20 protein-coding genes are annotated in these 20,453 nt (G+C 60.7%); 8 read left to right on the forward strand and 12 right to left on the reverse strand.

Annotation, left to right across the window (positions count from 1 at the left end):
* Positions 1–6: 6 nt before the first annotated feature.
* The 4 genes from rlmH to ACMDB8_RS24455 all read right to left on the reverse strand — a co-directional run bounded on the left by rlmH (position 7) and on the right by ACMDB8_RS24455 (position 3,014).
* Complete coding sequence (rlmH, locus tag ACMDB8_RS24440; RefSeq protein ID WP_008052376.1) at positions 7–474, reverse strand: 23S rRNA (pseudouridine(1915)-N(3))-methyltransferase RlmH; 468 nt, start codon at positions 472–474, stop codon at positions 7–9.
* 9 nt (positions 475–483) lie between these two features.
* Entirely contained in the window at positions 484–978 is a 495-nt protein-coding gene (gene rsfS / locus ACMDB8_RS24445) for a ribosome silencing factor (protein ID WP_007975896.1), read from the reverse strand.
* A 73-nt stretch (positions 979–1,051) separates the two neighbouring features.
* Positions 1,052–1,741, reverse strand: coding sequence for a nicotinate-nucleotide adenylyltransferase (nadD, locus tag ACMDB8_RS24450; RefSeq protein WP_056728867.1), 690 nt, complete (start codon positions 1,739–1,741; stop codon positions 1,052–1,054).
* Between the two features lies 1 nt (position 1,742).
* Entirely contained in the window at positions 1,743–3,014 is a 1,272-nt protein-coding gene (locus ACMDB8_RS24455) for a glutamate-5-semialdehyde dehydrogenase (protein WP_056728869.1), read from the reverse strand.
* Positions 3,015–3,203: 189 nt separating this feature from the next.
* On the opposite strand from ACMDB8_RS24455, the gene ACMDB8_RS24460 reads away from it, so the two are divergent.
* Entirely contained in the window at positions 3,204–3,902 is a 699-nt protein-coding gene (locus tag ACMDB8_RS24460) for a DNA-3-methyladenine glycosylase (RefSeq protein ID WP_056728995.1), read from the forward strand.
* 194 nt (positions 3,903–4,096) lie between these two features.
* Entirely contained in the window at positions 4,097–5,413 is a 1,317-nt protein-coding gene (locus ACMDB8_RS24465; protein ID WP_056728871.1) for a bifunctional DedA family/phosphatase PAP2 family protein, read from the forward strand.
* Positions 5,414–5,607: 194 nt separating this feature from the next.
* Here ACMDB8_RS24465 and ACMDB8_RS24470 read toward each other — a convergent pair whose 3' ends face one another.
* The 4 genes from ACMDB8_RS24470 to ACMDB8_RS24485 all read right to left on the reverse strand — a co-directional run bounded on the left by ACMDB8_RS24470 (position 5,608) and on the right by ACMDB8_RS24485 (position 7,878).
* Positions 5,608–5,976 (reverse strand): hypothetical protein, encoded by a 369-nt coding sequence (locus tag ACMDB8_RS24470; RefSeq protein WP_056728873.1) that lies wholly within the window; start codon positions 5,974–5,976, stop codon positions 5,608–5,610.
* A 225-nt stretch (positions 5,977–6,201) separates the two neighbouring features.
* Positions 6,202–6,792, reverse strand: coding sequence for an LON peptidase substrate-binding domain-containing protein (locus ACMDB8_RS24475; protein WP_223542020.1), 591 nt, complete (start codon positions 6,790–6,792; stop codon positions 6,202–6,204).
* 10 nt (positions 6,793–6,802) lie between these two features.
* Positions 6,803–7,519, reverse strand: a complete 717-nt coding sequence (locus ACMDB8_RS24480; RefSeq protein ID WP_046041674.1) for an LrgB family protein — start codon at positions 7,517–7,519, stop codon at positions 6,803–6,805.
* Positions 7,516–7,878: a CidA/LrgA family protein gene (locus tag ACMDB8_RS24485; protein ID WP_056728878.1), complete on the reverse strand. Its 363-nt coding sequence runs from the start codon at positions 7,876–7,878 to the stop codon at positions 7,516–7,518. The genes ACMDB8_RS24480 and ACMDB8_RS24485 overlap by 4 nt, the downstream gene beginning before the upstream one ends.
* A 193-nt stretch (positions 7,879–8,071) precedes the next feature.
* On the opposite strand from ACMDB8_RS24485, the gene ACMDB8_RS24490 reads away from it, so the two are divergent.
* The 3 genes from ACMDB8_RS24490 (at position 8,072) to ACMDB8_RS24500 (ending at position 11,029) form a co-directional block, all read left to right on the forward strand.
* Complete coding sequence (locus ACMDB8_RS24490) at positions 8,072–8,527, forward strand: MaoC family dehydratase (RefSeq protein WP_056728879.1); 456 nt, start codon at positions 8,072–8,074, stop codon at positions 8,525–8,527.
* 114 nt (positions 8,528–8,641) lie between these two features.
* Complete coding sequence (locus tag ACMDB8_RS24495; protein WP_056728881.1) at positions 8,642–10,360, forward strand: C13 family peptidase; 1,719 nt, start codon at positions 8,642–8,644, stop codon at positions 10,358–10,360.
* A 27-nt stretch (positions 10,361–10,387) separates the two neighbouring features.
* Positions 10,388–11,029 carry an oxidoreductase gene (locus ACMDB8_RS24500; protein ID WP_056728884.1) on the forward strand — a complete coding sequence of 214 codons (642 nt, stop codon included), beginning with the start codon at positions 10,388–10,390 and terminating at the stop codon, positions 11,027–11,029.
* Positions 11,030–11,162: 133 nt separating this feature from the next.
* On the opposite strand, the gene ACMDB8_RS24505 is transcribed toward ACMDB8_RS24500, so the two are convergent.
* From ACMDB8_RS24505 to ACMDB8_RS24520, 4 genes are all read right to left on the reverse strand, one after another.
* The gene (locus ACMDB8_RS24505; protein ID WP_056728886.1) at positions 11,163–11,447 is read right to left on the reverse strand and encodes a YceK/YidQ family lipoprotein; all 285 of its coding nucleotides are present in this window, start codon (positions 11,445–11,447) and stop codon (positions 11,163–11,165) included.
* Positions 11,440–12,072 carry a flavin prenyltransferase UbiX gene (gene ubiX / locus ACMDB8_RS24510; RefSeq protein ID WP_056728890.1) on the reverse strand — a complete coding sequence of 211 codons (633 nt, stop codon included), beginning with the start codon at positions 12,070–12,072 and terminating at the stop codon, positions 11,440–11,442. The genes ACMDB8_RS24505 and ubiX overlap by 8 nt, the downstream gene beginning before the upstream one ends.
* Complete coding sequence (gene mpl / locus ACMDB8_RS24515; protein ID WP_056728892.1) at positions 12,069–13,418, reverse strand: UDP-N-acetylmuramate:L-alanyl-gamma-D-glutamyl-meso-diaminopimelate ligase; 1,350 nt, start codon at positions 13,416–13,418, stop codon at positions 12,069–12,071. Before mpl ends, ubiX begins: the two co-directional genes overlap by 4 nt.
* Positions 13,419–13,576: 158 nt before the next feature.
* Positions 13,577–15,490: a sigma-54-dependent Fis family transcriptional regulator gene (locus ACMDB8_RS24520; RefSeq protein ID WP_409078823.1), complete on the reverse strand. Its 1,914-nt coding sequence runs from the start codon at positions 15,488–15,490 to the stop codon at positions 13,577–13,579.
* A gap of 299 nt (positions 15,491–15,789) precedes the next feature.
* On the opposite strand from ACMDB8_RS24520, the gene exaC reads away from it, so the two are divergent.
* The 3 genes from exaC (at position 15,790) to ACMDB8_RS24535 (ending at position 20,451) form a co-directional block, all read left to right on the forward strand.
* Positions 15,790–17,310: an acetaldehyde dehydrogenase ExaC gene (exaC, locus tag ACMDB8_RS24525; protein ID WP_409078824.1), complete on the forward strand. Its 1,521-nt coding sequence runs from the start codon at positions 15,790–15,792 to the stop codon at positions 17,308–17,310.
* Between the two features lie 178 nt (positions 17,311–17,488).
* The gene (gene eat / locus ACMDB8_RS24530) at positions 17,489–18,862 is read left to right on the forward strand and encodes an ethanolamine permease (protein ID WP_056728896.1); all 1,374 of its coding nucleotides are present in this window, start codon (positions 17,489–17,491) and stop codon (positions 18,860–18,862) included.
* Positions 18,863–19,056: 194 nt separating this feature from the next.
* Positions 19,057–20,451: an ethanolamine ammonia-lyase subunit EutB gene (locus ACMDB8_RS24535; protein ID WP_409078825.1), complete on the forward strand. Its 1,395-nt coding sequence runs from the start codon at positions 19,057–19,059 to the stop codon at positions 20,449–20,451.
* Positions 20,452–20,453 lie beyond the last annotated feature (2 nt).

The following is a 20,453-nucleotide window of genomic DNA, read 5'->3' on the forward strand; positions in this document are numbered from 1 at the left end:
GCAGAACTACTTGTGGTAAGGGTGACCGGACAGCACGGTCCAGGCACGGTACATCTGTTCGCCGATCAGGATCCGCACCAGCGGGTGCGGCAAGGTCAGCGGCGACAACGACCAGCGCTGGTCAGCCCGCGCACAGACTTCCGGCGCCAGCCCTTCGGGGCCACCGACCATGAAGTTGACGGTGCGTGAGTCCAGCCGCCAGCGATCGAGTTCGACCGCCAGTTGCTCGGTGCTCCAGGGCTTGCCATGGACTTCGAGAGTGACAATCCGCTCGTTCGGCCCGACCTTGGCCAGCATGGCTTCGCCTTCCTGGCGGATGAAACGGGCCACGTCGGCGTTCTTGCCACGGGTATTGAGCGGAATTTCCACCAGTTCCAGCGCCAGCTCGGACGGAAGACGCTTGGCATATTCATGCCAGCCTTCTTCCACCCATTTGGGCATGCGTGAACCGACGGCGATCAGTCGCAGTCGCACAGCGGTCCCTTATTCCTGGTCTTTGTTGAGCTTGTTGAAGTGCTCGTGACCAACTTCAGGGCTGTGGTGCTTGCCATCGGCTGCACGGCTCTGCTCGGCACCTTTCCACAGGCGCTCCAGGTCGTAGAACTGACGGGCGTTGGAGGTCATCATATGAACGATCACGTCGTCCATGTCCAACAGCACCCAGTCGCTGTCGCCCTTGCCTTCTTCACCCAGCGGCTTGATACCCAGGGCTTTGACGGCCTCGCGAACCTTGTCCAGCATCGCGCCGATCTGGCGGTTGGAGGTACCGGTGGCGATGATCATGTAGTCAGTGATGCTCTGCTTGTCGCGAACATCAATCACCAGCACGTCCTGGGCCTTGACGTCTTCCAGGGCGGCTACGGCGATCTTGACCAGCTCGTCGCCTTTAGGCGGCTCGGCGGCGAGGACCTTTTCCGGCAACGGGGCACTCTTGAATGTGCCTTTGCGTTTTACTTTGCTTTCGTTGTTGCTCGTCATATAAAACTCGTTTTGCTCGTATGTTCGGGCGCTTCAATACACGTTGTTGCCACGTGCCTTGAGGCACTCCTATTCAGTTCGACGCACGGTACAGACCGTGCGCATCGATGTAGGCCAGGACCGCGTCGGGCACCAGGAAACGTACCGACTTACCGCTGGCCAGCAGTTGACGGATCTGGGTGGCGGATACCGCGAGCGGTGTCTGCCAGACGAATGCAATCTGTCCGCTCGGCCCTTTGAGGGCCAGCGGGTCGCTCACCGAGCGCGCTGCCAGCAGGTTGCGCAAGGCATCCGGCGGTTCGCTGTCGGCATCCGGGCGTTGCAACACCAGGATATGGCAATGCTGGAGCAACTCTTCCCAGCGGTGCCAAGTGGGCAGGCCGCAAAAAGCGTCCCAGCCCAAAAGCAGAAAAACCTGGTCGGATTCGGCCAGTTCGGCGCGCATCAGTTCCAGGGTATCAATGGTGTAGGACGGTTTGTCCCGCTGCAATTCGCGGGCGTCCACCACCAACGGCGCCACACCGGCCACCGCGCACTCGACCATCGCCAGACGGTCTTTTGCCGACACCTGCGGCTTGTCCCGATGGGGCGGCCTGGCACTGGGTGTCAGGCGCAACTCATCGAGGGCCAGGGTTTCGGCGACTTCCAGCGCACCGCGCAAATGGCCGATGTGCACCGGGTCGAACGTTCCGCCCAGCACGCCAATGCGGCGAGGGGCTGGCTCGCTGGCAGTGACCGGGGCTGACGGGTCGAAGTCGCCCAAGTCAGACCGGCTCCTGTCCGCGCAGCTGCCCGTCGCCGACCACGATGTACTTCTCGCAGGTCAGTCCTTCGAGGCCCACCGGGCCGCGGGCGTGCAGCTTATCAGTAGAAATGCCGATCTCGGCACCCAATCCGTATTCGAAGCCATCGGCGAAGCATGTCGGGGTATTGATCATCACCGACGAGGAATCGACTTCAGCCACGAAACGCCGGGTGTCGCCCTGGTGTTCGCTGACAATCGAATCGGTGTGATGGGAGCCGTAATGATTGATGTGTTCGATGGCCTGGTCCAGTCCGTCGACCACGCGGATCGACAGAATTGCCGCCAGGTACTCGGTGCTCCAGTCTTGCTCGGTGGCCGGCACGGCCTCGATGATCGCCCGGGTGCGCTCGCAACCGCGCAGCTCGACGCCTTTTTCGCGGAACTGGGCAGCCATCGCCGGCAGGAACTCCTTGGCGACGGTTTGATCCACCAGCAGCGTTTCCATGGCTCCGCAGATGCCATAACGGTAAGTCTTGGCGTTGAACGCGATGCGCTGGGCCTTGGTCAGGTCGGCATGTTCACTCACGTAAACGTGGCAGATGCCGTCCAGGTGCTTGATCACCGGGACACGGGCATCACGGCTGACGCGCTCGATCAGGCCACGGCCGCCGCGCGGTACGATGACATCGACGTACTCAGGCATGGTGATCAGCGCGCCGACGGCAGCGCGATCGGTGGTTTCGACCACTTGCACCACCGCGGCCGGCAGATCGGCCTCGGCCAGGCCACGCTGAATGCAGGCGGCGATGGCGCGATTGGAATGAATCGCCTCGGAACCGCCACGCAGGATGGTTGCGTTACCGGACTTCAGGCACAGGCTCGCGGCATCGATGGTCACGTTCGGCCGCGACTCGTAGATGATTCCGATCACGCCCAACGGCACACGCATCTTGCCGACCTGAATACCGGACGGACGGAAGCTCATGTCGCGGATCGCGCCTACCGGGTCCGGCAGGGCCGCTACCTGACGCAGGCCGACGATCATGCCATCGATACGCGCCGGGGTCAGCGCCAGGCGTTCGAGCAGGGCCGGCTCAAGACCATTGGCACGACCGGCGGCCAAATCCTGTTCATTGGCCGCCGTCAGCTCGGCGCGGGCAGCGTCCAGCGCGTTGGCGGTGGCCTGCAGGGCGCGGTTCTTCTGCGCGGTACTGGCACGGCCGATCACGCGGGAAGCTTCGCGGGCAGCGCGACCCAGGCGGGTCATATAGTCAAGAACGGACTCAGTCATGGTCTGGCGTGGTCTTTGATTAGGTCTTGGTAAAGAGTAAAGCGACAGATTATAGCTGTCGCGCCCACTGACTAACAGCGGTGACAGGCGGATGGTCGAAATGGAGGGCAATTTGCCGATGTTCAGCCGGGATTAAGCCGCAAATTGTTATCATCACGACTCATTCAGCCCTGACAAATGCCGGTCATCATGTCCAACCTGACTGTTCGAGCGTCCGCCGTGAGCCTGCCCACGGGCCTCCCGGACGCGTTTTTCGACCGTGACGCGAAAATTCTGGCCCGGGACTTACTGGGCAAAGTCATTCGCCATCGGGTTGGTGACCTGTGGCTCAGTGCCAGGATCATCGAGACCGAAGCCTATTACTGTGCAGAAAAGGGTAGCCACGCGTCCCTCGGCTACACAGAAAAACGTAAGGCTTTGTTTCTGGATGGCGGCCACATCTATATGTATTACGCCCGGGGCGGCGATTCACTGAACTTCAGTGCCCAGGGTCCAGGTAACGCCGTGCTGATCAAATCCGCCTACCCGTGGGTCGATCAATTGAGCGGGCCTGCCAGCCTTGCACAGATGCTATTGAACAATCCCGATGCCCAGGGCCGCCCTCGCCCGTCACAAAAACTCTGCGCCGGGCAAACCCTGCTGTGCAAGGCACTGGGCCTGAAAGTACCGGTGTGGGACGCCAAACGCTTCGATCATGAGGTGTTGCTGGTGGAACACGTCGGCCAGACGCCCGCCCACATCATCCAGACCACGCGGCTGGGCATCCCCCACGGGCGCGATGAACACCTGATGTACCGCTTCGTCGATGCAGCCTACGCGGCTTATTGCACGCGCAACCCGCTACGACGGGGCCAGGTCGAAGGTCGCGATTATTTTGTGCTGACCTGAGATTGGCTCAGACTTGATGCAAACGGAGATCCCCTGTGGGAGCGGGCTTGCCCGCGAAGGCGGCGTGTCAGGCGACGTCAATATTGACCGATAGGGCCTATTCGCGGGCAAGCCCGCTCCCACAGGGGTCAGTGGCGTATTCAAAGTTGCACTTATCCCCTGGAAGCAATTGAACATTTGATGGAGTGGTTTTTATGGGCCCATGGCTCGATAGCGTGACCGGATGGTTGGCGGTCAACCCGCAGTGGCTGGCGGCAGCGGTATTCATCGTGGCCTTTGTGGAATGCCTGGCGATTGCCGGGCTGATCGTTCCCGGCACGGTGTTACTGTTCGCCGTGGCGGTACTGGCAGGCAGTGGCGCGCTGACGCTCAGTGAGACGCTCTTGCTGGGTTTCGTCGCCGGGGTGCTGGGTGACGTCATTTCGTATTTTCTGGGACGGCACTTCCATCAGAACATCCGGCGCCTGCCGGGCTTGCGCCATCATCCGGAATGGATCGCCGGGGCCGAGTCATATTTCCAGCGCTACGGCATCGCCAGCCTGCTGGTCGGGCGTTTTATCGGCCCCCTGCGGCCCATGCTGCCCATGGTGGCCGGCATGTGCGACATGCCTTTCCCGCGTTTCTTCGCTGTCAGCCTGCTGGCCGGCGCGGGTTGGTCTGTCGCTTATCTGATGCCTGGCTGGGCCACGGGCGCGGCAATCCGCTTGCCTTTACCCGAAGGTTTCTGGCTCCAGGCCGGGGTTGTTGCCGGCAGTATTGCTCTGATGGTCGGCTTGAGCGCGACCAGCAGTCTGCGCCGGCATCGCCGCGCGACATTGTTCATTACCGGGATGAGTCTACTGATTCTTGCGGGGCTGTTTATCGGATATTCGCACCTGTCCGCACTCGATCAAGGCGTGATGACGCTGGTGCAGGAACATCGTAAACCGTTGCTGGATGAAGTAGCGGTGGTCTTCACGCTGATCGGCGAATTCCGCAACATGTTGCTGTTCAGTGCGCTACTGACCGGTTTGCTGCTGCTGATGCGCCAATGGCAGCACGCGATTTTCGCGGGCAGCACGCTGCTCTTCACGGCACTGGCCAATACCGCGACCAAGTACTTTTTCGCCCGCGTGCGCCCCGAGGTGTTGAGCGACCCGCTCACCAGCTACAGCATGCCCAGCGGCCATGCTTCAGGGTCTTTCGCGCTGTTCCTGACCCTCGCCGTCCTGGCCGGCCGCGGGCAACCGCCCCGGATGCGTCTGACCTGGTTATTGGTGGGCTGCCTGCCCGCAATGGCGATTTCGCTTTCGCGGGTCTACCTCGGAGCGCATTGGCCGACGGATGTATTGGCCGGCGCAATGCTGGCAGCGTGTGTCTGCGCGGCCAGCCTGTGGCTGATCCAGCGCAAAGAACCGCTCAATGCTTTGCCGCCCAAGGTCTGGTGGCTGGTGTTGCCGGCGCTGCTGGCATTGTTCGGTTTCTTCGTGTTGCGGCATTTACCGCATACGATGTTGCGATATGCGTACTAGATAAAACAGAAGATCGCAGCCTTCAGTCGCACCTACATGAATGGGGTGTTCGCCCTGTAGAAGCTGCCAAAGACTGCGATCTTCTCAACAATGCCAGGCAATCAATTTTTCAGTGACTCACTCAATCACTGCAGGTCAACCAGTAATCGCCTCCATACCAAACAACAACGACTCCTGATGACTTATATTAAATCTCAATCATCAAAAGGGAAGCTTGGCAAATTCGAGCCACTAACACCACGATATTTCTCAATGGCTACTTCGGCATGCCTGGCAACTTCACGAGCGACGGCAACATAGTCATCCAACTTCCAACGAACTTGCGTAGAGAATTTGATCATCGCCTCCCCCGCATAATCATCCCAGAGTCGTTGCTCAAAACTATCGCGATTGGCACCCTCACCCGAACGTCGCGCCAGGATCAACGCACTCGCCGCATTCGCCGCCGAGTTCGCCGCAAACTCAACGTCGACCTGTGGTGTATTTACAAAAACATACTTCACCATGACACGGGAAAAGCACAACCCCCACAACGTACGTTCATCACCGCTTAAATCTCTCACAAAACAGCTCCTTATATATGTAATGCCCGCCTCATGCAGGCAACGCAAATATAATCAGCTGAACTTTACAGATCAACACAAACCACTACCCGAATTTATTATAAATCAATACAACGACCAGACAGGTAAACTGACTACACCCCCACCTAAACAACCAACCATTAAATTGATGACCCAACCAAACAACAACACCCAGCCAAACAATCGTTGGTTTGTCATTATTAATCAGGCAAACAACTCCCCCTGCAACTCATCCAGCAACGCCTGAATCGCATCCAGTCGTTGCTGCGGATCATCGAGTTGCAGCAGGTCGATCTTGTCCAGTTCAGCGAAGGGCAACAGGTACGCCAATTGATTGGCCAGCGACTGCTGGCCGGTCGCTTCGGTGCCCATGTTCAAGGCTTCGACCATCGGGTGTTCGGCCAAAGCCTTGAGCAGCGCCACCAGGTCGGCATCTTCGTCCTGCAACGGTTGCTCCGGCTCGTCTTCCAGCCACTCGACCTCGGCGACGGTCAACTGATCGCGCTGGACGTCCGTTCGTAATACATGGAAACGCCGCCCGCCCTGAACCCGAATCCCCAGCAGGCCGTTGTCCTGCTGCTTGAAATCGGTGATCAGCGCCTCGCACCCGACCAGGGCGTATCCAGCCGGGGCGATACCGACTTCTTCGCCATCGAGGATGCATACCACGCCGAACCCGCCGCCCTGCTTCATGCAGCGGCCGATCATGTCCAGATAGCGCGCCTCGAAGATCTGCAAGTCGAGGATGCAGCCTGGAAACAGCACTGTATTGAGCGGAAAAAGCGGCAGACTCATAGACATTTCCTTACACCACCATCGATACCGCCAACGGCAGGAACACCGCCGTGGCCACACCCATCAGGCTCATCGCCAGCGCCGCGAAGGCGCCGCACTCTTCACTTTCCTGCATCGCCACCGCCGTGCCGACCGCGTGGGCCGTCATGCCCAGCGCCATGCCCCTGGCTTCCGGGCTGTGCACGCCGAGACGGGTCAACAACGCCGGGCCGAAAATCGCGCCGATCACGCCAGTAATCAAGACGAACACCGCTGCCAGCGCCGCGACACCACCGATCTGCTCAGCCACCAACATGGCGATAGGCGAAGTCACCGATTTCGGCGCCATGGTCATCAGGATCATGTGCTCGGCACCGAACGACCAGCCCAGTAACACACCCATTCCCGTGGCCACCACCCCACCTATCACCAGCGTAGTAAATATCGGCCAGAACAACTGCCGAATCCGTCGCAGGTTGAGATAAAGCGGCACCGCCAGCGCGACAGTGGCCGGGCCTAACAGGATGCTGAGAATCTCGGTGCTCTTGCGGTACTCGGCGTAGGTCAGGCCGCAACCCACCAGCACGCCGATCACCAGCAACATGGAGACAAGCACCGGCTGCAAAAAGATCCATCGGGTTTTCTCGAATGCCGCCAGGACGAGTTGGTAGGCGCCAAGAGTGATGCCGATACCAAACAAGGGATGATGAATTACCGACGTCCAGGCGCCGTGCCAGTCGAAGATCATTGGTTGTCCTCGGAGTGAGCGTGACGCTTGACCATGCGCTGCATCAGCACCCCGGCGAAGGCCATCGAAAGCAGCAGTGACAACACCAGTGCACCGACAATGGCCCAGAAATCCGCCGCGATGTCAGCGGCGTAGACCATTACGCCCACGGCCGGCGGTACCAGCAACAGCGGCAGGTAGCGCAGCAGGCTGCTGGCCGCCAGGTTCAGCGGTTCGCCGACCTGTCCGCGACAGATGAGGTACACCAGCAACAGCAGCAACCCCACAATCGGCCCCGGCAGCACCGGCAAGAACAAATGATTGATCGCAGTGCCGAGCAATTGGAACAGCACCAGCCACGTCAGGCCCCGTAACAGCATCAAAGATCTCCCGCAAAATCCGTCACCCGCATTGGCAGGGCATTATAAGCATGCTCGCGCTATAGACCGGCATTCGCCAAAAGCATGGTCAGTTGACCGGAGCGTTTGGCCATGTTGATCTAAAGTGGTAAGCCGGGAGGTCAGATCCCCGCAAGCCAAAACCATAAAACCGATGAACCCAAGGAGAGTCTCAATGCCCTATGTTCCAGTTGCAGAGCTCAAAGATTATGTCGGCAAGGAACTTGGACGTTCCGAATGGCTCACCATCGACCAGGACCGCATCAACCTGTTCGCCGAAGCCACAGGGGATTTTCAGTTCATCCACGTCGACCCGGTCAAGGCCGCGCAAACGCCATTTGGCTGCACCATCGCTCACGGCTTCCTGTCGTTGTCGCTGATCCCGAAATTGATGGAAGACATCCTCGTCATGCCAGAAGGCTTGAAGATGGTGGTCAACTACGGCCTCGACAGCGTGCGCTTCATCCAGCCGGTCAAGGTCAATTCGAAAGTGCGCCTGAAGGTCGACCTGACCGAAGTCATCGAGAAGAAACCCGGCCAATGGCTGCTCAAGGCCACCACCACCCTGGAAATCGAAGGTTCGGACAAACCGGCGTACATCGCCGAACCCCTGTCCCTGTGCTTCGTATAAACCGTCCTGGATGCGAAGCAGTTCACGCTGTTTCGCGACCTCACGCGGTACCTCGACCTGTATAAGGGCACATAGCTGCGGCATACTCCCTCGCCTAATTGCCCGGAATCCGCTATGCGCCCACTTGCACTCCTCGCCTTGACCCTGATGCTCACCGCTTGCGGCGACGGCGAATCGCCATTGCCTCCTGACGCACGCCTGCCGGACGGCGGACGCTATCGCGGTGATCTGGTCAATGGTTTGCTGCAAGGCAAGGGGCGTATCGACTACCCGAATGGCAGCTGGTACGCCGGCGAGTTCGACAAAGGCCAGTGGCAGGGCCAGGGCGAATGGCATGGCAGCAATGGCGAAGTCTATCGCGGGCAGTTCAATCAGGGACTGTTCGACGGCCAGGGGGCACTGACCACCAACGCCAGCAGCTACAGCGGCGGCTTCAAGGCCGGCCGGCGCAACGGCGAAGGCACACTCAAAGAAAACGGCATGAGCTATCGCGGAGAGTTCAAGGCCGATCAATACGCCGGCCTGGGGCGACTCGAACTCGAAGACGGCAGCTCCTATCAAGGCCAGTTCGCCCACGGCAAACCCAATGGCGAAGGTCAGCGCGGCGACGGCAACGGCAATCAGTTCACCGGGCATTTCGTCGACGGCCAGCTGGAAGGCAACGGGACTTTCAACAGCGCCGACGGCGACATCTATGTCGGCAGCTTCAAGAACAATCAACTGCACGGCAAGGGCCGCTACGAAAACGCCGACGGCGATGTCTGGCTGGGTCAGTTCAAGGAAGGCTCGCTGAACGGCAAGGGCGAGTTGATCGGCACTGACGGCAGCCACTACATCGGCCAGTTCAATGACTGGCGCTTTTCCGGCCAGGGTCGCTTGAACCTGTCCGACGGCAGCTTTTACACCGGCCAGTTCGACAACGACAGTTACCAGGGGCGCGGCACATTGGTGTTGACCGACGGCACCGTGCTCAGCGGCACCTGGATCAACGGCCAGCGCGTACGCGACGCCGAGGGCAAATTACTGCCCGACACCCTGGAGCTCGGCCTGCTGGCCCAGGGGCGCCTGCTCGACGCAGCGCTGGCCAACGTTCCACCCTCGACCCCGGCGGTGGAGCTGTATTCGTTGACCCTGGGTGGCGATGGCAAGCAAAGCGTGTTTCTGCGCGAATCCGACTATGTCGCCAACATGCTCAACACCCGTTTCGGCACCTTTGGCCAGATCCGCCTGGTGAACCATCGTGACCACCTCGCCGACCGCCCGATGGCTACCCGGGAAAACCTGCGCCGCGCAGCCCTGACGCTGGCCGAACGCAGCGGTCCGGAAGACCTGATTTTCATCTACCTGACCAGCCATGGCACCAGCGAACACGAACTGGTGCTAGACCAGCCACGCATGGAATTGGCCGATCTGCCGGCCGACGAATTGGCCGCTGTTCTCGCCCCACTGAAGAACCGCGACAAGATCATCGTGATTTCGTCCTGCTACTCCGGCGGTTTCATCCCCGCGCTCAAGGATGAACGGACCCTGATCATGACAGCCTCGCGGGCCGACCGAGTGTCCTTCGGTTGCTCGGAGGAAGCCAACTTCACTTACTTCGGCGATGCCCTGTTCGCCCAGGCCCTGAACCAGACCGATGACCTGGAACAAGCTTTCAAACTGGCCAAGGCCACTGTCGCCGAACGTGAACTGGCGGACGGTTTCGAAGCGTCCGAACCACAGATCTGGGCACCGAAAACCGTCCTCTCGCATTGGCAACTGCTGCGCAAACAGCAGGCACGAAAAGCCCTGCAAAGTGCGTCCATTGAAAGCAAGGATGCAAACAGCAACTAAGCTGAATAGTATCAAGGGAGAAACACTATGTACTTGACGCCTCAGCACGTATTGCTTGCCGGAGCCACCGGCCTGACCGGTGAACATCTGCTTGATCGTTTGCTCAACGAGCCAACGATTTCACGGGTATTGGCCCCCTCACGCAGGCCATTGGCCGAGCACCCGCACCTTGAAAACCCCGTCGGCGACCCGGCGGAGTTTCTGCCGCAGTTGAACGGCCGGGTCGATATCGCCTACTGCTGCCTGGGCACCACCATCAAACAGGCGGGCTCGGAACAGGCGTTCCGCGCGGTGGACCTGGACATGGTCGTAGCCTTTGCCAAACGTGCACGGGAGATGGGCGCACGGCACCTGATCGTGATCAGTGCTCTGGGAGCCGATCGCAGATCCTCGATTTTCTACAACCGGGTCAAAGGCGAGATGGAGTACGCACTGCGCGCGCAGGACTGGCCGCAGTTGACCATCTGCCGCCCTTCGCTATTGCTGGGTGATCGCACCGAACCGCGACTGGGCGAGAAAGTCGCAGGCCCGCTGTCTCGGCTGATTCCTGGCAAATACCACGGCATCGAAGCGTGCCAGTTGGCCCGGGCAATGTGGCGTCTGGCACTGGAAGAGCAGGACGGGGTCAGGATTGTCGAGTCGGATGAGCTGAGGAAGTTGGGCAAGTAACTTTATGGTGCCTGAGCGGGCCTCATCGCGGGCAAGCCCGCTCCCACAGGTTTTTTCAGCGATTACAAAATTTGTGTACAACACAAAATCCTGTGGGAGCGAGCTTGCTCGCGATAGAGCGCGAAGCGCTCTCTTACAATCCACCCGTCGCCTGAAAGCTCACCCCGATCACCGTCAGCAACGACAACGGCAACAGCAGCGTGTCGAGCAACGCACTGGCCGGCAGATCAACGCCCGGATAACTCGGTGCTTCGGCTCCGAAACGGTCCATCGCGCAGCACCCACCATTCAACGCGTACAAATCCAGGCGAGTCCCCGAGTACACCACCGGCGCCCCCGGCTTCGCTGCATCGAGGGTGCGCACGGTCGCACACCCGGCCAATTGCAGCGCCAGCACCATCACCAGCAGCTTATTCATCGCTGGTCAGATGATGCTCGCCCCAGCGCGGCAACATGTCCTGAGGAATATTCAGCAGGTTGAGGATCCGCGCCACGACGAAATCGATCAGGTCGTCGATGGTTTGCGGCTGATGATAGAAGCCCGGAGATGCCGGCAAGATTGTCACGCCCATGTTCGACAACTTGAGCATGTGCTCCAGGTGAATGCTCGAATACGGCGCTTCACGGGGCACCAGGATCAACTGCCGACGCTCTTTGAGCGTCACGTCGGCGGCCCGTTCGATCAGGTTGTTGCAAGCACCGGTAGCGATGGCCGACAACGTGCCCGTGGAACACGGCACCACCACCATCGCCGCCGGAGAGCCGGAACCCGAGGCCACCGGCGACATCCAGTCTTCCTTGCCGTATACCCGAATCTGCCCGGCGGCAGCCCCCGTGTATTCGGTGAGGAACGCCTGCATCATCTGCGGCTTGGCCGGCAGTGTGACGTCGGTTTCGGTGGCCATCACCAACTGCGCGGCCTTGGAAATCAGGAAGTGCACTTCACGATCTTCCCGCACCAGGCAGTCGAGCAGACGCAAACCGTACTGGGCGCCCGAAGCGCCGGTCATGGCCAGGGTGATGCGGTCCGGGCCATGGTTCATTTGAGCGCCTCGGCCAGTTTGCCGTGCAGGCCGCCGAAGCCGCCGTTACTCATGATCACCACGTGGGTGCCCGGCTGAGCCTGGCTCTTCACGCGCTCGATGATGCCTTCCAGGGAATCGCTGACAATCGACGGCACGGTGCACAGCGCCGCGGTACCCGCCAGATCCCAGCCGAGGTTGGCCGGTGCGTACCAGATCACCTGATCGGCATCGACCACGCTTTCCGGCAATCCGTCACGGTGCGCGCCAAGCTTCATGGAGTTGGAACGCGGCTCGATGATCGCGATCAATGGTGCATCGCCGATGCGCTTGCGCAGGCCATCCAGCGTGGTGGCGATGGCGGTCGGATGGTGAGCGAAGTCGTCATAAATGGTGATGCCACCCACTTCCGCGACTTTCTCCATCCGGCGCTTCACGCTTTTGAACGCGCTCAACGCGGCGATGCCCATGGACGGCACCACACCGACGTGGCGTGCGGCCGCCAGGGTCGCCAGGGCGTTGGCGACGTTGTGCTGGCCAGTCATGTCCCACTCGACCACACCTTGGGCGACGCCTTCGAACATCACTTCGAACTTCGAGCCATCTTCACTGAGCAGCTTGACCTGCCACTGGCCGCCGGCACCGGTGGTTTGCACCGGAGTCCAGCAACCCATCTCGATCACGCGCAGCAAGGCCGGCTCAGTAGTCGGATGAATCACCAGGCCTTCGCTCGGGATGGTTCGCACCAGATGATGGAACTGCCGCTCGATGGCCGGCAGGTCCGGGAAAATGTCCGCGTGATCGAATTCCAGGTTGTTCAGGATGGCCGTACGTGGACGGTAGTGAACGAACTTGGAACGCTTGTCGAAGAACGCGCTGTCGTATTCGTCGGCTTCGATGACGAAGAACGGCGTATCGCCCAAACGCGCCGACACCGAGAAGTTCTGCGGTACGCCGCCGATCAGGAAGCCGGGGCTCATGCCCGCGTGCTCCAGCACCCAGGCCAGCATGCTGCTGGTGGTGGTTTTGCCGTGCGTACCGGCAACCGCCAGTACCCAGCGACCTTGCAGCACGTGATCGGCCAGCCATTGCGGGCCGGAGACATAGGGCAGGCCTTTGTTCAGCACGTACTCCACAGCCGGGTTGCCCCGGGACATGGCGTTGCCGATCACTACCAGATCAGGGGCCGGATCGAGTTGCGCCGGGTCGTAGCCTTGGGTCAATTCAATGCCCTGGGCTTGCAGCTGAGTGCTCATCGGCGGATAGACGTTGGCATCGGAGCCCGTCACGTGATGGCCCAGCTCTTTGGCCAGAACCGCCATTGACCCCATGAAAGTGCCGCAGATACCAAGAATATGAATGTGCATAGTCGACCTCGTAAAACATGGCCGCAGGTTAGCTTAGGGAGGGGAAAATCGCACCTTGTGTTTCAGATCTGAAGACGCCTTCGCGGGCAAGCCCGCTCCCACAGGGTATGCGCAGACCCTGTGGGAGCGAGCTTGCTCGCGATTGGGCGCGACACGATTTAGCGGGCGATACCGTGTTTACGCAGCTTCCGATAGAGGGTATTTCGACTGACCCCCAGCTGCTCCGCCGTGTGCGTCATATGCCAGCGCGTCTGCTCCAGCGCCGTGAGTAATGCCAGCCGCTCGGCATCTTCCAGCGGATGCTCCGACACCTCTTCAATCGTCGACACCACCGGCCGCGCCTGACGAATCATCGCCGGCAAATCCTCCAGGCCAATCCGCCCGTCCTCACACAGGGCGGCCAACGTACGCAGCACATTTCGTAACTGCCGCACGTTTCCCGGCCAGGCGAATCCCAATAAGGCCGCCCGCGCCGGCCCGTCGATCAACACGGTTTCGCCGCCCGCCTCCTCGGCCAGCAGAAAGTCGAGCAACCGGGATTTGTCGCTACGATCACGCAAGGCCGGCAACGCGACTTCCAGCCCGTTGAGGCGGTAATACAAATCCTCACGGAAGCTGCCGTCCTGCACACGATCCAGCAAGTTACGGTGAGTGGCACTGATGATCCGCACATTCACCGATTCCGGCTCGCCGCCGATCGGCACCACTTGACGGTCTTCGAGCACCCTCAGCAAGCGCGTCTGCATGGCCAGTGGCATGTCACCGATTTCATCGAGGAACAAGGTCCCACCATCGGCCTGCTGCAACTTGCCGCGCATGCCTTCCTTGCGCGCACCGGTAAAGCTGCCGCCGCGATATCCGAACAGCTCGCTTTCGATCAGGCTTTCGGGAATGGCCGCGCAGTTGAGGGCGACAAAGGCTTTCTCCGCCCGCTGGCTGGCGTGGTGCACCGCTTTGGCAAAGGCCTCCTTGCCGGACCCGGTTTCACCATTGATCAGCAGCGGCACGTCGCGCTCGTAGACGCGCAAGGCTTTGCGGAAGTCCGCCTGCAACATCGCGTCATCCAGGCAAATGCCCGACAGGCGCGGCGCTTGTACAACCTTGGCCGCGGGCACCATCGGAATCGGCAGCGGTCGCCGTGCCTCACCGCGCAATACCGCGAACAGCTTGCGGCCATCACGGGTGCGCAACGGCCAACTGGCGGCGGCATTGGTGCTCGCGCGTCCGAGCAACTCATCGAGCGAGCAATCGAAAAACGCCTCCACCGGTTTGCCAAGCAAGCCGCCGCGAATATGTCCCAGCAGGTTCAGCGCACTCTGGTTGACCGCGCTAATGCGCCCTTCCCCGTCGAACGCCAGCAAGCCTTCGCTGAACAAACCGACGGACTCGGCCTGCAAGTGAAAACGCAACAACCATTGATTGTCGAAGCAGCGCAGGAAGTAGCAGCTCTCGATCATCTTCGCCGACAGATTGACCAGCGCCATGGTGTGGAACTGACTTTGCCGCGACACATCGCGCCGCGCCGACGACACGTCGAGCACCGCCAGCAATTCGCCATGGGGATCGAAGACCGGGCTCGCCGAGCAGGTCAGGCCGGTGTGGCGGCCGCGAAAGTGTTCGTCCTGATGGATGGTCAGCGACTGACGCTCCACCAGGCAGGTGCCGATACCGTTAGTGCCTTCGCAAGCCTCGCTCCAGTCGGCCCCGAGCCAAAGGCCGGCGCGCTCGAAGATCTGTCGTTCGGCGGGCGCGGTGACGCAGTTGAGGATCACGCCGCGGGCGTCGGTCAGCAGCACGGCATGACCGGCGCCGGAGAGTTGTTGATGCAAGCTGGTCATTTCATTGCCGGCGATGTGCAGCACTTGCTGCAAGCGCTCGCGGCTTTCCAGGACACGGCCATGTTCCAGCACCGTCGGCGCGATGCTCAGGGCCGGATCGAGGTGATAGTCCTCAAGGCAGCGCAGCCAGGAACGGGCGATGGACGGATCACTGCCAGGACCGTGCAGGTGGGTCTTGCCCTGAGTCACCGTCAATACTTGCTGGGCATGGCGACTCAAATGATTGTCGTGCATTTCTTATTATTCTCCCCGGGGCTCGGCGTCCCGTGCATGAGGTGATGCCGAGCATCCTCCAGCCCGGCCCGCATTGCAATGCCTGCAAGACCGGTTGGTCACAAGCTGTGCCACAAAGGGTACAAAGTGTCACCCAGGCTGTACCGAAAGCGTCACAGGCGCTGCCCACCCGTCCGACAAAAACCTCGCAAAGCCTTGATTTACCTGACATGCAAGGCACTGGCCCGGCCCTTGCTCTACGCTTAAAGCAAGCGCACATGCGCGACTCCCTATAAGCACAAAAGCAAGGAGAGACCACCATGCGTTACGCTCACCCCGGTACTGAAGGCGCTATCGTTTCGTTCAAAGCCAAATACGGTAACTACATCGGCGGCGAGTTCGTCGCGCCTGTCAAAGGTCAGTACTTCACCAATACCTCGCCAGTAAATGGCCAACCGATTGCCGAATTCCCCCGTTCCACGGCCGAAGACATCGACAAGGCCCTGGACGCTGCCCACGCCGCTGCCGATGCCTGGGGCGCCACCTCAGCCCAGGCGCGTTCGCTGGTGCTGCTGAAAATCGCCGACCGCATCGAACAGAACCTTGAACTGCTGGCAATCACCGAATCCTGGGACAACGGCAAAGCCGTGCGTGAAACCCTCAACGCCGACATCCCGCTGGCCGCCGACCACTTCCGCTACTTCGCCGGTTGCATCCGTGCCCAGGAAGGCAGCGCCGCCGAGATCGACGGCAGCACCGTGGCCTATCACATCCATGAACCGCTGGGCGTGGTCGGGCAGATCATTCCGTGGAACTTCCCGATCCTGATGGCCGCCTGGAAACTCGCCCCGGCGCTGGCTGCCGGCAACTGCGTGGTGCTCAAGCCTGCCGAGCAAACCCCGCTGGGCATCACCGTGCTGGTCGAACTGATCGGCGACCTGCTGCCACCGGGCGTGCTGAACATCGTCCAGGGTTTCGGTCGCGAAGCCGGCGAGGCCTTGGCCACCAGCAAGCGCATCGCCAAGATTGCCTTCACCGGCTCGACCCCGGTCGGCTCGCACATCATGAAATGCGCGGCGGAAAACATCATTCCGTCCACCGTGGAGCTGGGTGGCAAGTCGCCGAACATCTTCTTCGAAGACATCATGAAGGCCGAACCGTCCTTCATCGAGAAGGCCGCCGAAGGCCTGGTGCTGGCGTTCTTCAACCAGGGCGAAGTCTGCACCTGCCCTTCCCGGGCGCTGGTGCAGGAGTCGATCTACGACGAATTCATGCAAGTGGTGATGAAGAAGGTCCTGCAAATCAAACGTGGCGACCCGCTGGACACCGACACCATGGTCGGCGCCCAGGCGTCCGAGCAGCAATTCGACAAAATCCTTTCGTACCTGGAAATCGCCAAGGGCGAAGGCGCCGAGCTGCTGACCGGCGGCAAGGTGGAAAAACTCGAGGGCAGCCTGGCGAGCGGGTATTACATCCAGCCGACGCTACTCAAGGGCACCAACAAAATGCGCGTGTTCCAGGAAGAAATCTTCGGCCCGGTGGTGAGCATCACCACCTTCAAGGACGAAGCCGAAGCCCTGGCCATCGCCAACGACACCGAGTTCGGCCTGGGTGCCGGCCTCTGGACCCGCGACATCAACCGCGCCTACCGCATGGGCCGCGCCATCAAGGCCGGTCGTGTGTGGACCAACTGCTACCACCTGTACCCGGCGCACGCCGCGTTCGGTGGCTACAAGAAGTCCGGCGTCGGCCGTGAAACCCACAAGATGATGCTCGACCACTATCAGCAGACCAAAAACCTGCTGGTGAGCTACGACATCAATCCGCTGGGCTTCTTCTAAAAACCGGGGGCGACACAGGTATTTCTGTGTCGCCCTTTCTACCGCCTTCTTAAATGACCCAACACACAAGGCCTGGCCGCTCTGGCACGGGCCTTGCCTACCCATCATTCAGGATTTGCACCCAACCCGTCGTACCCGAAAGTCCAAAAGATTGAACAATAAAAATTAGAGAGGACTTATGACTACTTCTTCCACACAGCTCAAACCCACACTCGGCACCCTGCATTTATGGGGTATTGCCGTCGGCCTGGTGATTTCCGGCGAGTACTTCGGCTGGAGTTACGGCTGGGGCACCGCTGGCACACTGGGCTTTCTCGTCACCGCGCTGATGGTGGCGACGATGTACACCTGCTTCATCTTCAGCTTCACCGAACTGACGACGGCGATTCCCCACGCTGGCGGGCCGTTTGCCTACAGCCGCCGGGCCTTTGGTGAGAAAGGCGGGTTGATCGCCGGCATCGCCACACTGATCGAATTCGTCTTTGCACCACCGGCCATCGCCATGGCCATCGGTGCCTACCTCAACGTGCAATACCCGGAACTGGACCCGAAGATCGCCGCCGTTGGCGCCTATTTCGTGTTCATGGGCCTGAACATCCTCGGCGTCAGCATCGCGGCCACCTTCGAACTGGTGGTCACCGTGCTGGCAGTCGCTGAATTGCTGGTGTTCATGGGCGTGGTCGCCCCGGGCTTCAGCTTCAGCAACTTCGTACTCAATGGCTGGTCGGGCTCGAACGAGTTCACGATGGACTCGATTCCCGGGATCTTTGCGGCGATCCCCTTTGCGATCTGGTTCTTCCTCGCCATCGAAGGCGCGGCCATGGCCGCCGAGGAAGCCAAGGACCCGAAACGCACGATCCCCAGAGCCTATGTCAGCGGCATTCTGACCCTAGTGTTCCTGGCCATCGGCGTGATGGTGATGGCCGGCGGCGTCGGCGACTGGCGTCAACTGTCGAACATCAACGATCCGCTGCCCCAGGCGATGAAAGCCGTGGTCGGCAATAACTCGACCTGGATGCACATGCTGGTCTGGATCGGCCTCTTCGGCCTGGTGGCAAGTTTTCACGGGATCATTCTTGGCTACTCACGACAGTTCTTCGCCCTGGCTCGCGCCGGCTACCTGCCCAAGGGGCTGGCCAAACTCTCGCGTTTCCAGACCCCGCATCGGGCGATTCTGGCCGGCGGCGTGATCGGCATCGCGGCGATCTACAGCGACGGCCTGGTCAACCTGCAAGGCATGACCCTGACGGCGGCAATGATCACCATGTCGGTATTCGGCGCCATCGTGATGTACATCATCAGTATGCTGAGCCTGTTCAAGCTGCGTAAGACCGAACCGAACCTGGAGCGCACCTTCCGCGCACCGGGTTATCCGATCGTACCGGGGATCGCGCTGTTCCTGGCGGTGGTGTGCCTGGTGGCGATGGCCTGGTTCAACACTGTGATCGGCCTGGTTTTCCTCGGCTTCATGGTTGTCGGCTACCTGTACTTCCAGGTGACCGCCAAGCAACGTTCCGAGGCACCGGCAGACGCTATGCTCGAAGGTATATGAATGCACCGGCGCCGGGCCTCGAGCCTGGCGCCTGCATTATTGAAGTGCATGCAATTCCCCTGTGGGAGCGGGCTTGCTCGCGAAGGCGGTGTGTCATTCAGCACATGTGGCGGATGCAAGACAGCTATCGCGAGCAAGCTCGCTCCCACAGAAAAGCGGATCGCATTTTAAATTGATCAGGAGGCCCCCGCCCCATGGCCGTATATGCCCATTCCGTCGGCGCCCAGACCTATCGCTTCGACAGCCTCAAGGATGTGATGGCCAAGGCCAGCCCGGCGCGTTCCGGGGATTTTCTGGCCGGCGTCGCGGCCCTCAATGACGGCGAGCGCGTCGCGGCCCAGATGACGTTGGCCGACATTCCGCTATCCCACTTCCTGCAAGAGGTGCTGATTCCCTATGAGTCCGATGAAGTCACCCGCTTGATCATCGACACTCACGACAAACAAGCCTTCGCGGTCGTCAGCCACCTCACCGTCGGCGGCTTTCGCGACTGGCTGCTCAGCGATGCCGCCGACGAGCAGGTCCTGCGCGCCCTCGCCCCTGGCCTGACGCCGGAAATGGCCGCCGCCGTGTCGAAGATCATGCGCGTGCAGGATTTGGTGCTGGTGGCGCAGAAAATCCGCGTGGTCACCCAGTTTCGCGGCACCCTGGGCCTGCGCGGTCGACTGTCCACGCGCCTGCAACCGAATCACCCCACCGACGAACCGGCCGGCATCGCCGCAAGTATTCTCGACGGCCTGCTGCACGGCAACGGCGATGCCATGATCGGCATCAACCCGGCGACCGACAGCATCGCCTCGATCTGCGCCATGCTGGAGATGCTCGACGCGATCATCCAGCGCTATGAAATCCCGACCCAGGCGTGCGTGCTGACCCATGTCACCACCTCGATCGAAGCGATCAATCGCGGCGTCCCATTGGACCTGGTGTTCCAGTCGATCGCCGGCACCGAGGCGGCCAACGCCAGTTTCGGCATCAACCTCAATATATTGCAGGAAGGTTACGACGCAGGTTTGAGCCTCAATCGCGGCACACTGGGCCAGAACCTGATGTACTTCGAAACCGGCCAGGGCAGCGCCCTGTCGGCCAACGCCCATCACGGCGTCGATCAGCAAACCTGCGAAACCCGTGCCTACGCCGTCGCGCGGCATTTCAAACCGTTCCTGGTAAATACCGTCGTCGGCTTCATCGGCCCGGAATACCTGTACAACGGCAAACAGATCATCCGCGCCGGCCTGGAAGACCACTTCTGCGGCAAATTGCTCGGTGTGCCCATGGGTTGCGACATCTGCTACACCAACCACGCCGAAGCCGACCAGGATGACATGGACACCCTGCTGACCCTGCTGGGCGTCGCCGGGATCAACTTCATCATGGGCATCCCCGGCTCCGACGACATCATGCTCAACTACCAGACCACTTCGTTCCACGATGCGCTCTACGCCCGGCAGACCCTGGGCCTGAAGCCCGCACCGGAATTCGAACAGTGGCTGGCGAAAATGGGCATCTTCACTCAAGCCGATGGCAGGGTTCTCTTCGGCGACAGCCTGCCGCCAGCCTTCCGGCAGGCCCTGGCGCAACTGGGATGAGC

The sequence above is a fragment of the Pseudomonas monachiensis genome, assembly GCF_047345015.1.
In the GTDB taxonomy this organism is placed as follows: domain Bacteria; phylum Pseudomonadota; class Gammaproteobacteria; order Pseudomonadales; family Pseudomonadaceae; genus Aquipseudomonas; species Aquipseudomonas monachiensis.